Genomic DNA, 16022 nt, shown 5'->3' on the forward strand with positions numbered 1-16022 from the left:
GGCTACTCCCCCTCTCTGGGCAGGTTAAACGCACGCGCCGTCTCGTCATACAGCGTGCGATAGTTGGCGAGCATCTGCTCGTGCAAAAAGTACGTGGCAACGCGACGCTGGCCGCGTTCCCCCATCTCAATGCGACGAGCGCGGCTTGTGCACATGCGTTCCATGGCATCGGCCAAGCCCTTGCGATACATAGGCGGCGTCACAAAACCCGCCACGCCAAAGTCGTCGCCCGGGGCGCCTTCGAGAAGCTCGCGACAGCAGCCCACCTCGGTCGTCACGCAGGGACGGCGCGCTGCAAGCGACTCCAGCACGCTGAGCGGCTGACCTTCGGAGATGCTCGTTAAAATGGTAAAGTCGAGCTTTTCCATGTACTCGACCACGTTGACGCGGCCGGTAAAGATCAGGTCGCGCACGCCCAGGGTGTCGACGAGCGCATGGCACTCGGCGCCGTACTCCTCGTCGTCCACGCCGCCCATGATGTGCAGGCGCACCTTGGGCAGGCGCTCGTGCGGCTCAAAGAAGGCATAAATCATAGTCTTGACGTCCTTGATGGGCGCCAGGCGCACCACCGCGCCAATGTCCACCCAGCCGTCATCTGGCTTTAAGGGAATATCCTTAAAGCGATCGAACTGGATGCCGTTGGGGATGACCAGGCATTTGTCCGCATCGCAGCCCATATCAATCTGCGTCTTGCGGGCGTTATGGAACAAACTCGTCACGCGGAAGGCGCGGCGGTAGATCTCCTCCGAAAGCAGGTAGAAAAAGCGAATCCAGCGGTCCTTAAACGACGGCACCACCCAATCGGCGCGAATGATCTCTTCCTCGCGCTCGCGGGTATAGATGCCATGCTCGGTCAGCAGCACCGGCGCATGGTGAACGCTTGAGCCCAAGCAGGCGAGCAGGCCACCGTAGCCGGTCGAGATGGCATGGTACACATCGGCCACCGGCACCTCGCTGCCCAACAGGTAGAGCACGGGCAGCAACATGGAGCGCATGGTGTGGAATGCATCGGCAAAGGGCGTGTAAGGGTACTCGGCCAGGCACACGTCGCGAAAGATATCCATAAACGTTCGGCTCTGCAAAAACGAGAGCGGATGCACGCGACGGCGGTGGAAGATATCGAATAACACGTCCCAGTCCGGATTGGAGAGCGACACCAGACGGCGTAGCGCCTCGCGCTCACGGTCGTTAAAACTGGCTTCATGTTGCTCGCCCGAAAGCCGCAGGGCATCGTCCAAGAACAACTCGTGCACCTCGACCACGTTGCCGGGCAGCTCGTAGACAAACTTGCCACGGTCGGCAGCATGCGCGCCGATCACCCACAGCACAAACTCGTGCTCGGGCATGGCCGTAATGTAGCCATGCATCCAGGTAGATACGCCGCCGTGCACATAGGGGTAGCAACCCTCGAGTACCAAGCAGATTCTCATTTATCGTCACCCTCCTTGCGCTCGATCGTCACGGTCTTATCATTTGCCTTGAGCAGATACAGATTGCCCGTAAGGTGCGTCAGTTCGCCACCCGTCACCGCACCCGGCTCGCCATTATTGGCGCGGAACATGAGCCACGCCTCGTCGTGGAAATTGCCCAGGCTGAGCGTCCAGGCATCCGCGCTGGCATCCACACTCACCGTCACGGACGAAAAACGCTGGATGGCACCGGAGCACTCCGACGCCGTCTGGTGCCGCAGGTCGGGCGCGGATTTGGTAAGCCAGTCCAGGTAGTCGGTCAGGCCGCCCTTGTAGACCTCCCAGCCCTCCTTGGCTCCGCGATCGGGGTCCAAAAGGTCGTCCGGGTGCATAAAGTGCGTGCTCACGTAGTGCATGTTGAGCTCGGACACGGCGGCCAGGCGCATATAGGAATCGTCGACCATGCCGCCCGAAACAATACGTGGCTGCTCCACAATGCCATCGCTCGCCACGCCAAACTCCTGCACGTACGGCAGGTCGGTGCCATCCTCAAAATACGTACTGGCAATGGTCTTAATGCGCGGAACATCGGTACCGATAAGCTTGCGCGCGCGGGCCGAAAGGATATTCGACGGCGGCACGTAAACCGAGCCATGAGCATTGGGCAGGACCTCGTCCTGAAACGCGATAAGTTCGTTGAGCGAAGCGACGAGCGTCTCTTTGTTCTTCCAGGTCTTGTAGACGTACAACGTACCATAGTCGGTGTCCCAGAGCGCAAGCGGCTGATGGTTGTAGCCGTGAAAGCCCAGCTCGCCGCCCATCTGCAGCAGCATGCCGCCAAAATATCGAAACTGCGTGGTATCGGCCTGACGCGCGGGCTCGGTCTGGTTGACCGCGTCCTCGTAGTTTTCGATCATCACGCCGGTATAGCGAATGCCATATTTTTGCGCGAGCTTTTGCAGATCGGGCCACCAGACCTTGGTGTAAAAATCCGCAATGGAAAGGCCGTAGTCACGCTTGATATAAGTACCATCGCCCGAGGGCACGGGGCTAGGAAAGTCGTCCAAATAGAACACGGCGCTGTTGATGACCGGATAGGCCGTGGTATCACCCAGCAGACTGATCGCCGCGGCGTAAAAGCCACGCATGACCTTGTCATAGATACCGATATTGCATACCACGGTGCGCCCGCTACCGCAGTCATTCGACCAAATGAGCGGGGCGCCCGCATCGCCGGTCATAGCCCACACACGAGCCGTCTCGCGCAGCGATACCGAAAGCGACGAATCAAAGGGGTCCGAGAGCTCGTAGCGCTCTCCCCCGCCCAGCATAAAGTCCTCGCTCGGCACAATGCTTTCGGCTTTTACATAGTCATATCCGGCCGATTCAATGCCAAGCTTGGAGGCAATCACTTGCAGATAGCTCGAGTTATCCGGCGGCATGGCGAGCATAAGCGAACCGCCGGCACTCACCCAACTCATAATGTCGCTCAGGTGCGTACCGAGCCCATCGAGCGACGGCATGAGCAAAATCACGCGATCGAAGGAGGTCAGCGAGGGAATGGCATCCGCGCCATCCAGGGCAAGGTCAACGTCGCGGTGCGCGATCTTCATGTCGAGCAGGATCTGGTCGAACTGCTCCTTTACGTCCTCGACGCCAGCTTGATCGGAATCGGTAATGACCAGGCACGTGGGCTTTTGGCCAAAGATTGCCGAGGAGGCCGGCACCGCATCGTTGGCGGCAAGCATCCCCAGCTTATGCTGGCCCGCACTGTACTGCACGCCGGCACGCTCCACCAGCAGCACGGCGGCCATGACGATAAAAACAGCCCACACTACGAGCAGCCCCATCCAACGAAAGCGGCCTGCACGGTCGCGGATATGTTGCACCACGCTCATCTGGCCTCCTCCCCGTCGCGCCAAAACGCCAACTGTTCGCGGTTGTCGGCGCTTAAATACACATGTTGCTTGTCAATCGCATCGATCACACGGTGGACTTCGTCACCGTCGCGGCGCATCACGGCCAGGCGCAGGCAAAGCATCCAAACCTCCTGCTCGTCGGGCACGTCGAGCACCAGCTGGTCGGTCACGGCCTGCGCCTCGTCGATCTGTCCGACATCGGCCAGCGCCGTCGCGTATCGAATGCGCAGCTCAAGGGCGTCCTCGCGCTCGCAGCGACGCGCAAGCAAGCGCGCGTACTGTTGGCGCTGAATCTGAGCCACGCGCCCCTCGGCCAAGCCCGAGCCCAAGTATTCACCAAGAAAATCACAGTATTCGATGAGGTTTTGCGCGCTCGGGTCCGTCTTAAAGGCGCGCTCCAGCTGCTGCAGTTTAAGGTCGGACTCCTTGGAGATCTGCGCCACCGCTGTCGCGGCATAGTGCGCCACCTCAACGTCGTCGTTAAGCTTAGCCGCCTGCAGCTGCGCCAGGTACGCGTCGGGCTCCTCGGTGAGCATGGAGAGCATTAGGCGGCGCCGATATGCCGGGTCATTGACGATGAGCGCCTCCTCGAGCGGCACTACGCCTGCATCGTCCTCACCACTCGGTACCGGCATACTACGATACAGGTCGTCGTTGAAGCGCAGCGACTCCAGCGCAGACTCTTTCAGCCCCTCGCCAAACATCGCGCCGCGGACCGATAGCAGAACCACCAGCAACGGGCCCCACAGCGGCACCAGCACTATCACAGCCAGCATGTGCCCGCGCACCGGCAGCAGGCCCAGCTTCATGAGCGTCCACAGCATCAGGCAAACCAGCGCATGAATCAGCAGCAAGACGGCAGCAACGACAAGCGAGATCAAGCGGCACCCCCCTCACCGTCACCGATGTAAGAGATGTGCTGCAGCAGCTCCACGATGTCCTCGCCGTCGACGGGCTCCACCGCAATCTGCTTTGCGCTCAGACGCTCGCGGATAATGGGCAGATCGCACGCCTTTGCCTGGCGCATAAGCAGGTAGAGCACGTTGCCGTCGACCAAGCCCGCCGCGTCGCTCTCGCGGATTGCCGACCCAATTGCGGCCACCAGCTCGCCGACAGGCTCCATGCCCGGTACCACGCGCAGGAGCAAAAAACTCCCCATCTTGCTATCTGCCAGCGCCTGCTCCGCCGCGAGCTCTTGGCCAAAGGCAGCCTGCTTGAGCACGCAAGTGCCGTCAACGCAGCGTTTATCCTGCGCCACCGCCTCGTAGTCAAAGGCACGGCCCAGCGCGCTTTCAACCAGCCCGCACAAGATGCGGAACAGGTTTTGATAATAGAGGGTCATTTGGTTTTCGGCCGCACGACGCACAAAGATCAGCACGGCGGGTTCCCCGTCGCGCTCGATCGTGTATCCAAACATGGGAAGCCCCGGCGTCAGCTCGCGGTTCACCCACAGGTTCGAACGGCCCCCGTCGCCCAAAAGAGGTGCAAGCTGCTCAAGCGTGAGCGAGCGTGCGGCATCTTCGGCAATCGCGGGACTTGCTGCCACCAGGCGTGCAAATGCCCCGCCCGAAACATGGTAGATCGCCACCGAATCGTTCTCGAGGATCTCACCCAGAAGCTCGCAGCACTTGCGATAGATGTCGCGAGGGTTGAGCACATCGAGCTCCTGCGTCACGGCAAAGATCTTGCCAAAGCTGTCGTGGCGACCCACGATCTGGCGCCTGTACGCGCGCTTGTCCTCGATCGCGTCGTGGTAGAGCTGCGTAAGGAACGTATTGCGGTTGCGCACGAGCTCGTTTTGATCGCGCTCCGCCCTAATGGCTTCGCTGTTGCGCAGCTGCACATAGCCGCACACGGCACCCACCACAAAGTACGCAATAAACGGCAGCCAGTTGGACGGCTCGTAGAACAGACCCTGGAAGGTATAGCCGTACTGAGTAAAGTAGCTGGCTGCCAAACCCACCGACGCCAGCAGCGCCGCAACCAGGCCAAAGTCCAAGCCATACAGCGTGCCAATCAGCACCACATAGAGCAGGCGATAATCGAGCACGTTGAGCTGGGCCGATTGGGAGAAAAGATGCTCCAGCACCTCGAACAGGACCCAGGCGGCTGCCGTCTCTAGGCATTTAATAGGCAGCGTGCGCATTAAGATGCGGCCGATGGCGGCGCGCAAGGGGTTGACCTTCTTTGCGCGGCCAGCATCCCAACGCGCTTGAATGGTCGAAAGATCACGCAGCAAGTCGTAGCGCTGAAACCAGCCATAGCGTACGCGAGCGACGTCGCTGGCGGGCAGGGTGTAGCCGGCGGAATCGCCATAGGCAACTGAGAGCCCTGGGAACAGCGCCTTAAGGGCCTCGCCCACTTCACCCGCCGTGTGATGGAAGGTATCGGCTACGTCGAGCGTCTCAAAGTTACCATCCCAGCTATCGAAGATACGGCGTACCAGCACCGCAAGCTCCTCGGCACACAGCAGGGGAAACGACGCATCCTGCGCGCCCTGCAAAGCGACCGATCCGGTTAAGCAAGAATCGAACAGCGGCACAAAAAACGGATCATCCAGCGCGGCGGAGGCAGTGTACAGGAAGGGCGCGCGCAGAATCTTTGCCTGAACGCCTTCGCGCACAGCGTAGTAGCGGCAGAGGTCGTTGGCCGCGCGGGCGATAATTCCCTTGCCCGTTCGCCCCACGGCGCCGGAGGCACCCTCGGCACTCGCGGGCCCCGCTACAAACAGCAGCTGGACCCGGCGACTCATGCACGAACGAAAGACCGAGCGCAGCAGCTCGATATCGCCCACGGTATCGGTATGCGGGGTAAGGAAATTAGACAGGTAGACTACGCGGTCGAACTCGTAGGCCTGCTCCAAGTGCTGGAGGAGGTCTTTCCACGAAGCATGAGGCGACGACTCATCGTGGCGCGCTTCCGCGGCAGCGACGACCTTAACGTGGTCCCCGGGGAACGCCTTGGCGCAAAAGTCATCGTCAACATATGCGGTGTTGCCAACAACTAGCACTTCCATGGCGCATTCCTCCCCTAAAATACACTTTTGTCCTAGTCAAACATGCGTATTTTACGCTGTCAACGCGAGCTAGAACGCCTTTAAGGCTGTTTTAAGAACTTTTTTAGAGGATGTGGGGACATCGAGAGTGCTAAATGAGCGCCCAATCCGGAAGTGCGGTGAAAAACCGAGACCTGTCGACCAGACCCCAGTTTTGGGCATCCGCGACCTGCGGTTTTGTTGGCAAAAATCGGTGTGTGCTCGGCAAGTTTCGATTTTTCCCCGCACTTCCGGAGATAAGTGGCGAAGGGGACTCTTTAGAACAAACGAATACCCAAACCCCTCTTAATCGCCTTGTTCATAACGTCGTTAAGTCGCTTAGGCCAATTCGCAATAAAGAAAAGGCAGGTGCAGCATGCGCAAAATGAATCATTGTTCAGACGTTCGATCTCATTGAGCAGAAGTTCAGAATGATTGATGCCCGCCACGGTCGCAGCTAAGTCAGCCAGAGACTCGTTTGCAATTGGCATCATCTGCTCATTAGTTAACCAAAGCGACCTCAGGGCATGGACGGCAATAATGCAGGCAAATGTAAAACCATCAATACGCCCAATATCCGCAAGCGAATCTCCCCTCCTGGCAACCCAGTCCTTGTAAGATCGCTTGCCAAAAATCACATCTGAAGGAACAAGGGCGTCATCCAGAGAGAGACACTTCAAGGGATCAAAATCACGATATGCTTCAACCGATGGATAGCTCAGATATAGCTGACCCATATCAGTGCTATCGCAGTAATAGTCTTGCATTAGCTCAAGCCGTTTAAAATCGAGCCGATTGTCCTGAGGATCTAAGTCAAATATGAGCAAGGTGTCTGTAAAACTGGATTCGAGAAGCTGAGCCGCATCATCTTTATCCGAAAGAAGCTCAGCGACAAAGGGCTTAAGATCAATGGACTCGAAATCGCAACCGTATTCTTGAAAGAGCTTATCAAGAAAGTCATGAACATTGATCTCGACGGGAACAATTTGATGATCATCCGCGAGGCTAAAAGATTCAAATAAACGCCCCATCAGCTGAGGCTCGCGTTTAGCGCCTTCAACAATGAGCAGGACGTTCTTTTCAGACGCACCGTTCATGGCTACTCAAACTCTCCGGCTCGGAGGAGCTTCTCGATATTGTTGCCGAGCCTCAACTCACGATCGGTGGAATCGGCCAAGGTTCGAATACCCTCTTTTGCAGAAATTTGATAAACGCAGTCGGGCCTCATTACGCCATTCTTAACAAGCGAAGTGTTGTGGGTGGAGCACAAAATCTGACAAGAGGCCTTGGAACCAAAGAACTTCAAAAGGCTCTCAGCCATCTCAAAGTGGCAAAAAGCGTCAAACTCATCTATGAACAAAAAACTGGCCGAGTCGTTTAGCTCAAGCTCAGAGAACAACATAACCAGGGTTCTTGTACCGCTAGAACATGCCTCGACAAACGGGACGCATCGCATGGGATGATTGAAATATAGAACAGGCGAGCCGTCGGACTCTTTAATAACGATCAGGGACTCATCGACTCCAAAATTGCGAATAAATGATTCAAATTCCGCAACTTTGTTCTCGCGTATGATTTTGTCGATTACCTTTTTTGTTTCAACCCCTTTTAATCGAAAGCTGTCCATGCGAATCAGCCTCATGTGCGAGACAAATCGGCGTAATTCAGCCAAGACACCTAAAACATTAGTTGGAAGACTGCTCGTTATATAAGAAAGAAGGCTCAACGAAGCGTCGAAGAATTCAAAATTAATGTCAGCAGCACCGATTCGTTCAAGGTGGTTCTCTTCGAAAACGCCGCGTGCGTTATTGAAATCGAAAATTCGTTCCCCATCAATCGATAGGGTCTCGTGAAGCCAGGTAGTCGGAGAAGTCTTCTCATAGCAGTAATTGATTTCGCGACCGTCAAATTCAAAGACATAGGTGAACTGTGCCGTACCTCGCCCGCAATCAGCATTCAAAAACAGACGATCATCCTGGTCAGAATAATCGAATGCCTCTGGAAAGCCGAACGTAATGTCAAATAAAGCTGAACCGAAATTTGATTTACCAGACGCATTTCTGCCGATCAAAAGTGCGGTTTTCACGGTTCCGTTTTTAACGTTATTTTCTGCAAACTGGTAATCACGAGAAGCTGCAAAATTAAATGAAACCGGAGCCGAAAAATTCCTATAGCCATCAACAGTAAAACGCTTAAGCATGAGAGTCTCCTATCTCTTGCCGTAATTATATTACGGCAAGAGATAGGAGACCTGCATCAATTACGCCACTACGGGAAAAGTCATGTGAGCAGAGTCCATGCGAACCATGAATACCCGCTACGAAAGCCGCTGGAAAACAACCCTTAAACGCAAAAACCGCCTTTAGGCGGTTTCCACGGACCAAGCCGGACGTACCGTCGCAAGGCCTCATCACGGTTGGAACTGTAAGGAAAAGCCCAGTCCCAGTCAATCCTTTACCGACAAACCGTAGCGAATTAAGGCTGAGCAACAACGCATCAGTAAAGTTACATGCCGGCAGAAAAACACCCGCAATTTCGCCTTTTTCCAGCTGGGATGTAAGTTTTGACAGGCCGAATCTTACATGCAAACAAAAAAGAGGGCCGACGCATCAACCCTCTTAAGGTGTCGCCCGAAGGCTTCCACCGCAATTGACTTTATTCTAGTTGATATCCTTAGCTTGTCTACGGGCGCGTCTTTCAGCGGAGACCCCCAAGTCGAGATGCCATAAACATAGGGGATGCCCCCCCTTGGGAAGGAACCCCCTTACAAAACTTTGGCCTTAACAAGCAGGCTGCTGTTTTTCACGGAGCTTTGTAGCCGTTTACGACCGCATAATAACTCTCACGCCTCAGGCAATCTGTCGTAGAAGCATCAGTCGCCACCCCACGGCCCTCTAGGAGTTCAATTAGTTGAGCAAAAGTCTAAAGTTCTTTTGCCAAAGCAAGCTCCTAAAATCAAAGGGCCGTTGCCGGAAGCCTCCGAACAACGACCCTTCTTTGTCATCGCCTCACTTAGAGTCCACGACGACTGTATCACTGTCGGTATAGTACCCTAAATTCATCGCTAATGCAGTGCATACGGGAATTACATTAAGCGTTCGGTGCGCGATGTAATGTCTGTAGTTATTTCTGCTCTTTAGCAATCGTGATTTGCTTATCAATACGCTCAATGGCATCAATTAGATGCGTCAAAATAGGTTTGAGCTCCCCTTCTGGCAGAGAGCAAATATGGTCACAAAAAGCTTGCTTTTGAAATTCGGAGATCACCTTTTTATCGCCATAATCTCCAAAGGTTTGCTTTTCCTGATAAAAAACCGACGTATCGAAATCGTCATCCAGCACTAGGGCATTTTCGATTCCCTTCTTAAAATGCTTTCTGGAGTCGTAAGTTTTCATTTTCGTTCGCAACACATTGTTGCTTAAACACTCATTAATCTTTTGATCGCAATCGAACAGGAAAGCAGTGAAGACCGAAGGAGGATTTGCATCCAAATAAGCGGCTGCTTTATTAAGCGATGGTGCGCCCGTGAATTCACATGATCCATCAGAGCTCTTCTTTCCTATCCATTTAAATCGCAAGTGGTTATTAATATGGGCAAAAGAAAGTGCTTTATTGAAATACTGCTCATCGGTAGGCCCCTCTAGATAAACAGTGGGGGCTTCGTTCGCAAACCAAGAAACCGAAAAAGCATCCTTCACCGCTTGAACCGTACCAGGACCGTAAAACTCTGGATTAGCCTGTGCGACCACATCGCCAGATCCATTCCTGGCCAATACAATTACTTTGTCGTTGTATCTTTTTTCATCATGAATAATAAAGGGCGAGTGGGTTACGCAAAAGATTTGAGAAGTTTGGTTCCCGTCTTCGTCCTGAAACAACGATTTATAAAAGTGAAGAATCTTCTCCTGCCATGAAGGATGAAGGCTAATTTCAGGCTCGTCAATAAATACAAACGAACCTCTGAGCGCATGCGAGTCCTTCAGCATAAAGCACCCACGATAGACAATCTGCTTTTCACCAGAACTCAGTTGATCAACACGGACGTCATGGCCATTCTTTTTAAAGAGAATTTCTTTATGGCCGTTGCGATTATCAACACGGTCGTAATTCAAGTCGTCAAACATCAGATCAAAAGCTTTGGTGAACCTAGGCATCCTTTGAGGGACTTGAAGTCGCGAGAGCCCAGTTTCCATATTGTTCCTAGCAACCCTAGCGACATCAGCATCATCAAGAGCCTGAATATCAATAATAAGTTGATTAATTTCAGTGGGCAGATCACTTGACGAGCGAATACTCTCAACAGATTCATCAATATTACGACTTGTTACACTAGTTATTTGATCAGACTTAAAATTAATATCGACATCAGAAAAGATAGCGGAAGTGGGAAAAATCTCGGCAAATTCATCCGAACCCACCCAATTATCGAGGCCTAAGCCATCTTTGACATAGAGATAGTCGTGCCCCTTAATATCCTTGGCATAAAACTCGTATGTTCGTATTTTGGAGTCAAAGTCTACTTCGATCGAATCAACATAACATGGCATATCGTGATACTTATGTGCCATGATTTGATAGAGCAGCTCGACTAAGCTGCTTTTACCAATGCCGTTATTTCCAGCGATGATGACAGTATCAACGGCTTTATTTGAGGAGTCGGTAAAGTCCAACTCCAGATTACCTAATACCGGATGATTCGATAACTTCAACTTTCGAACTCGGATCATGAGAACCCCACTTCAAACTGCTTTTATAGCAGTTTACTAAACCCACGGTGCCAAATGATCGGCAATGCCGCGCAACCGTTTCGCAATATTCAACAGTGCCCAATTTAACAAACACCGCATCCCACCAAGACGCCAGTGCCCAACCCGTTCTAGTCAAAGAACAGCTTGGGCACACTCCATGAAACCACAGCGAGAGCCGGGGCCAGACCTCGCTCCAATAGCGAACACGCTCCATACCGCCACAAATCACCCCTCCCCGTCCATGGCCGTCCAGCTTACGGGTTCAATGCCCGGAAGAGACGAAAACAAGAGGGGCAGGCAACCTGATAGTTCCCGTAATTTGTCCTGCGCTGCATCGAAGCAGAGACATATACCGCTTTGCGGGCGCGAGTGACACCGACGTACAGCAGGTCCATTTCCTCAATAAGCCCGTCTGGCTTTTTCTTCACATCCACAATCCGGCATCCACGCGGAGAACGCGAGCACATACCAGCACTTTCGCACCGAGAGCAAATCGCTCCAGGCCAATCGGAACGCGTATCGCCCGGAATGAAAACAATATCCCACTCGAGCCCTTTAGCGGAGTGAATGGCCATCATCGAGATATCCGAATCAAGAAAATCGGAGAAAAGCCGCAGGGAGCCCTCGGAAAAGACGCTAACGAAATAGTCGAAGCGCTCCGACGGCCCCATGGCGAAACAGCTTATCGCAAGGTGCTTCCGCAACGCCCCAAGAAACATGACATAGGACCACCCCTACTCGAATCTTCTGGAGCCATGTGACAGTAAAGATACATGCAAGAAGAAAATCACTCGCTTTTATGCCAGTTTCCAATTCAGATGCTGGTTTTGACAGGGCATTTCTTACATCAGAATCACTTGATTGGATGCCAGCGCAACGGTGGTCTTCAGGTGGCGTTACAAAACTTTAGCAGCATGTCTAAATCATATTGTCGATAACCTTTGTTTGCCCACGGCAAAGAGTACAAGCGGCAACGTCACATAGTCATGGCCGTTCCATAAAGCAAAAGGTGCTGGGGCTTTCAAAGCCCCAGCACCTAACCGGCCGGCCCCGACAAAATCAGACACATTTTCGTCTACCAGCGCGCTGGGCGTCTCCTCGACGGTCTTTCTCACCAGATTCTATATGTCCTTGCGCAGCGACTCCTCGTCGACTTATACGATGTTCGCAGACACGACCCGTATCCCTTCGTCAATGATTTGTTGTTTAGCCGCTAGAAATCATATGACGGGGCGCGGGCCGTGTTCGCCATGCGGATGTCAGTTTGCGAAAGAAATTACGTGTCACCATGCAAAGGCACATGCTTCAATTAGGCTCTTTGCCCAACCATTCTATTTTTCCACCAATCAAGACCGCTGTGTATAGCCTGCACATATCCAAGCCCGGTACGTTTTAAAACATATTGTGGCCAATGCCAATTGTTGTAGCAGAGCTGTGGAATTGCCTGGCCAACTACAAGACCCCAAGCTCCCCAGCTAAAGGCGCCACATAAAACGCAACTTACGCAGATTCCAGCAGCAGTTGATACCAAATACGCTTTGAAGTACGGAATCTCGTTCATGCTAACAATAATGTTGCAAAACAGAGAGTGCTGATTAAGCAGGAAGTAATAGAGGGCAATACCCAGGAACAAAACTGGATCGCAAATGAAATCATGCTTGAAAAGCGTGAGTATCGGCAGGCATGCCGTTACAAGAACTGTAGCGACAATATACATGCATACATAGCAGGAAATTCCGCGTTCGACCACCGCCTTCTGAGTCTGCTTGTCATCCCTGACATAGGCAGACTGGAAGGTGGGAAAGCATGAACGTAAATAGGCGCTTGAAATCTGGTGGATCGCCGTCGCGAACTGCAACATGACGGAATACGTACCAGTTTGTTCAAGCCCTAGGAAAGCCGAGCAAAGCAGCGATGTTGCCTGCGTGGCGCCATACCAGGCTAGAGATACGACACCATCACGCCACGCCACAAACGAAACCGTCTTTAGAACGTCAAGCATTTCGTCCTTAGCAACAGCTGCGGCATCGGATTTAATCCCCTCTTCGACGTCATGATGGCTCCGAAATGTCCTAATCGCAAATAACCTCAGCAAAGTGCTGTAGGCCAAGAAGCCGAGTGCGGCAGCGAGAAGGCTCAAGCCACAAAACAGAAGGACCGCCGTAATAGCAAGCTGCCCAATCCTGGCAAGCGTTTTAGCCCTGTTCTCACCGGCAACGTCTCCAAGCCCACGGAGAAACGTGAGACAGTAAAGAAAATACAAGTTAGTGAAAATGGAAACGACAAACACAATCCATGCAGGCAACGAACCCTCAATTAAAAAAGAATCGGTGACATAAGAAACGTAAAAAGTTCCCAACGTTGCCGCAACAAATAACGCGATGAGACCCAAGACAGCGTATATCGTTTTAGACGTATCAAGAACGACGCGCATCAAGTGCCAGTCAACTTCTCCATCAACAGAAGAATAGTCGCAGCCTTGTTTGGTCAGTTTCTTTGCCCCGCTCAGGCAATAAAGAATGTTGCGGGACAAGGTAGAAGTAAAACCGAATTCAAGCAGCTGCGCAAAACCCGAAATGGCTACGAACACGTACCAGAGACCGATTTGAGCACTCGATAAAAAAGATAGGAGTAGCGGCAAGAGCAAAAAGTTACTGCCCATAGACGCGATCGTGCCGACATAATTCCAAATCACATCTCTTTTGGAGACGGTCACTTTCTTGCTTTCGGCCATTTACCCTAATACCTCCGCACAGTAATTTCGTAGCGTCTCGGCCGTTTTGGTCCAGCTACATTCATCAAAATCGATGGAATCAAACAGCCGCTTGGAGTTAGGAGCTCGAAGCAATCCCTCGATCTTATCGGCAACCTCGATCGGGTCCTCGCAGTTTTTCACGACATCGGATCCCTGAATCGACATCACTTCGGCAATTCCGCAGTTAGTCGAAAGAAGGAGCGAACATCCGGCCTCAATCGCATCAAGGGCAGAGAGACCAAAGGGCTCATGCCTAGAATTCATAACGAATACCGAGCACTCTCGAAGCTCGTTCACAAACTGATCGGAGGCAACTTGGCCCCTATATTCACCGTCAGCCGAGGTCATGAGATTATCTAAGGAAGAGTTATCGGAGTACCGTCGCCCGTACACCCTTAAAGAGCAATCGACACCACGATCTCTGAGAATCGAGACGGCCTTCGCGACTATTTCGTTGGCCTTAATTGGACGGGTGCCCCCGCTAACAGCAACGATATTTTCACGTTGGCCTTCGAAGCCGCATTGTTTAAACCTTTTGACCCCAAGGCAAACGTGCTTAACCTTATCGGAGCATTCAGGCAGCTGTTTCTTAACAAAGTTCTCCTGGAGGAAAGAATTCGCAACGATCAAATCCGCAGTACGCAAATGCTTAATGATTGCCTTGACAGTTCTATCGCTATATCCGAGACCGTTGATCTCATTCTCAAAAGGGACGTACCCATGATTAAAGCAAATGACAGGTTTACCAAAGGCAGAAAGCACCCGATGCGCAATGATATCCGTCCAACCAGCGCCGCAAGAGACAATCACATCGCTCTTAAGACCCTCAGAAATAGCCTCATATAACTTGGAGATTTTACTTTTTGAATATAGCGGCCGTATCGAATCGCAAGAAGGCCAATATTCCACTAATGACTTGTGTACATTTGAAGGTCCAGTATTGCCTGTGACCTCACCAATTAGAAGAATCTTCATTGAATGCTTCCTTTAATGTAATGCAAGGGGTTGGAATCAGGTGCTAATGAGACCTTAATTCCGTACCCCCCCCCGCGCTTGAGCAAACCAATGCGAATTAGCAAACGTTTAAGCGATTGTTTGAAATACCTTTTGGGCAAAGACCTTCTTACCGCATCGGTAATTGATCTACCGCATGAAAGGTCCTCGAAGAATCGCGCTCGCGCAGATGGCTTCTCGGAGGGACTCCTCAACTGACCGTTATTCTTAATGGCGGTCTCGATATCAACCGTCATTAACTCAGCACCAGCAAGGTCTATCAGTCGCTGTCCTTTTTGATTCTGGATTAAAACCAGGGAGACACCCCGACGCATTTCTTCGGTAAGATTCGTCCCCCAGGAATCGCCTAATGTAACATCAGAAACTCTTTCAATGCTTGCATACCTGCAGTGATAACAGTTTTCCGTATAGTCCAGCCCCGCCAAGAAAGCTACTGTATACCCATCCAAAACACCGGGCAAATCAATCGTTCGCTCGTTCTCCCTTAGCTGAAAGCTGCCTTTAGAACGAAACTCAATCGACTCAAGCTGATTCATGTCAATCCCATTCTCACTCAGGAATTGACGGAGAATCGCAGGCGAAGGAGTACCGTGGCAAATCAAATCAACCGTATATAAATTCGAAAGAAGCTTGTTGCCGACAAAGTTTTTAAGAGAGGCCACCTGGCAAGGCAATCCTACAAATAAGACTTCTTTACCCTCAACCAGCAATTTTTTTATACGAGCGTAAGAGCCAATTGGATTGCTTTTAACGTACTTAGATCCTTTATATTTAACGGCATCCGCAATCGAGCTAGAAAACTCAAACCCAAACTGACCGTCCCGGAAACAGCAAGAGCAAACTACTCCTTCGGCAGAAATAAACCCTCGGATAATCGCGGCTGCCAAGCCGCCCGATGAGGAGGTTCCCCTGCTCTCCGAGTTAGAATCCCATCCTTGCAACCATTTACTAGGTTTAGAGCCTTGAGGCGGATTGCATTGTTGACATACAGCTGTGCACCTACCGCAATCAATGCATTTGCTTTGATCGATACTGGGGGTATAGTACTCGAGCCTTTCAAGAACAGCGATTGCATCTTTAGGACAGGCATCGACACATGCCATGCAGCCCGCACACATTTTGTCTTCGCAGATACTTTGCAT

11 protein-coding genes are annotated in these 16022 nt (G+C 52.2%); all 11 read right to left on the bottom strand.

Going from position 1 to position 16022, the window contains the following annotated elements:
* Window positions 1–2 precede the first annotated feature (2 nt).
* Complete coding sequence (pelF, locus tag AAAX35_RS03205; RefSeq protein WP_349116732.1) at window positions 3–1430, bottom strand: GT4 family glycosyltransferase PelF; 1428 nt, start codon at window positions 1428–1430, stop codon at window positions 3–5.
* Complete coding sequence (locus AAAX35_RS03210) at window positions 1427–3307, bottom strand: DUF2194 domain-containing protein (RefSeq protein WP_349116733.1); 1881 nt, start codon at window positions 3305–3307, stop codon at window positions 1427–1429. The genes pelF and AAAX35_RS03210 overlap by 4 nt, the downstream gene beginning before the upstream one ends.
* Window positions 3304–4209 carry a tetratricopeptide repeat protein gene (locus tag AAAX35_RS03215; protein WP_349116734.1) on the bottom strand — a complete coding sequence of 302 codons (906 nt, stop codon included), beginning with the start codon at window positions 4207–4209 and terminating at the stop codon, window positions 3304–3306. The genes AAAX35_RS03210 and AAAX35_RS03215 overlap by 4 nt, the downstream gene beginning before the upstream one ends.
* Complete coding sequence (locus AAAX35_RS03220) at window positions 4206–6344, bottom strand: DUF4118 domain-containing protein (RefSeq protein ID WP_349116735.1); 2139 nt, start codon at window positions 6342–6344, stop codon at window positions 4206–4208. Before AAAX35_RS03220 ends, AAAX35_RS03215 begins: the two co-directional genes overlap by 4 nt.
* A 296-nt stretch (window positions 6345–6640) precedes the next feature.
* Window positions 6641–7459 (bottom strand): hypothetical protein, encoded by an 819-nt coding sequence (locus AAAX35_RS03225; RefSeq protein WP_349116736.1) that lies wholly within the window; start codon window positions 7457–7459, stop codon window positions 6641–6643.
* 2 nt (window positions 7460–7461) lie between these two features.
* On the bottom strand, window positions 7462–8562 hold the full coding sequence (locus AAAX35_RS03230; RefSeq protein ID WP_349116737.1) for an AAA family ATPase: 1101 nt from the start codon (window positions 8560–8562) through the stop codon (window positions 7462–7464).
* A gap of 923 nt (window positions 8563–9485) precedes the next feature.
* Window positions 9486–11090, bottom strand: a complete 1605-nt coding sequence (locus AAAX35_RS03235) for an ATP-binding protein (RefSeq protein ID WP_349116738.1) — start codon at window positions 11088–11090, stop codon at window positions 9486–9488.
* A 275-nt stretch (window positions 11091–11365) separates the two neighbouring features.
* Window positions 11366–11830: a 3'-5' exonuclease gene (locus AAAX35_RS03240; RefSeq protein WP_349116740.1), complete on the bottom strand. Its 465-nt coding sequence runs from the start codon at window positions 11828–11830 to the stop codon at window positions 11366–11368.
* A 590-nt stretch (window positions 11831–12420) separates the two neighbouring features.
* Complete coding sequence (gene wzx, locus AAAX35_RS03245) at window positions 12421–13845, bottom strand: O-unit flippase-like protein (RefSeq protein WP_195520813.1); 1425 nt, start codon at window positions 13843–13845, stop codon at window positions 12421–12423.
* Complete coding sequence (locus AAAX35_RS03250; protein WP_349116741.1) at window positions 13846–14841, bottom strand: glycosyltransferase; 996 nt, start codon at window positions 14839–14841, stop codon at window positions 13846–13848. It abuts the gene before it with no gap.
* The gene (locus AAAX35_RS03255; protein WP_215693779.1) at window positions 14838–16022 is read right to left on the bottom strand and encodes a Coenzyme F420 hydrogenase/dehydrogenase, beta subunit C-terminal domain; all 1185 of its coding nucleotides are present in this window, start codon (window positions 16020–16022) and stop codon (window positions 14838–14840) included. Before AAAX35_RS03255 ends, AAAX35_RS03250 begins: the two co-directional genes overlap by 4 nt.

It is taken from the genome of Collinsella sp. CLA-ER-H11 (assembly GCF_040092445.1).
In the GTDB taxonomy this organism is placed as follows: Bacteria; Actinomycetota; Coriobacteriia; order Coriobacteriales; family Coriobacteriaceae; genus Collinsella.

What these genes read in the sequence shown, in the direction of transcription:
- pelF (WP_349116732.1), bottom strand. Translation starts at nt 1,430, where the DNA reads ATGAGAATCTGCTTGGTACTCGAGGGTTGCTACCCCTATGTGCACGGC.
- AAAX35_RS03210 (WP_349116733.1), bottom strand. Translation starts at nt 3,307, where the DNA reads ATGAGCGTGGTGCAACATATCCGCGACCGTGCAGGCCGCTTTCGTTGG.
- AAAX35_RS03220 (WP_349116735.1), bottom strand. Translation starts at nt 6,344, where the DNA reads ATGGAAGTGCTAGTTGTTGGCAACACCGCATATGTTGACGATGACTTT.
- AAAX35_RS03225 (WP_349116736.1), bottom strand. Translation starts at nt 7,459, where the DNA reads ATGAACGGTGCGTCTGAAAAGAACGTCCTGCTCATTGTTGAAGGCGCT.
- AAAX35_RS03230 (WP_349116737.1), bottom strand. Translation starts at nt 8,562, where the DNA reads ATGCTTAAGCGTTTTACTGTTGATGGCTATAGGAATTTTTCGGCTCCG.
- AAAX35_RS03235 (WP_349116738.1), bottom strand. Translation starts at nt 11,090, where the DNA reads ATGATCCGAGTTCGAAAGTTGAAGTTATCGAATCATCCGGTATTAGGT.
- AAAX35_RS03240 (WP_349116740.1), bottom strand. Translation starts at nt 11,830, where the DNA reads ATGTTTCTTGGGGCGTTGCGGAAGCACCTTGCGATAAGCTGTTTCGCC.
- wzx (WP_195520813.1), bottom strand. Translation starts at nt 13,845, where the DNA reads ATGGCCGAAAGCAAGAAAGTGACCGTCTCCAAAAGAGATGTGATTTGG.
- AAAX35_RS03250 (WP_349116741.1), bottom strand. Translation starts at nt 14,841, where the DNA reads ATGAAGATTCTTCTAATTGGTGAGGTCACAGGCAATACTGGACCTTCA.
- AAAX35_RS03255 (WP_215693779.1), bottom strand. Translation starts at nt 16,022, where the DNA reads ATGCAAAGTATCTGCGAAGACAAAATGTGTGCGGGCTGCATGGCATGT.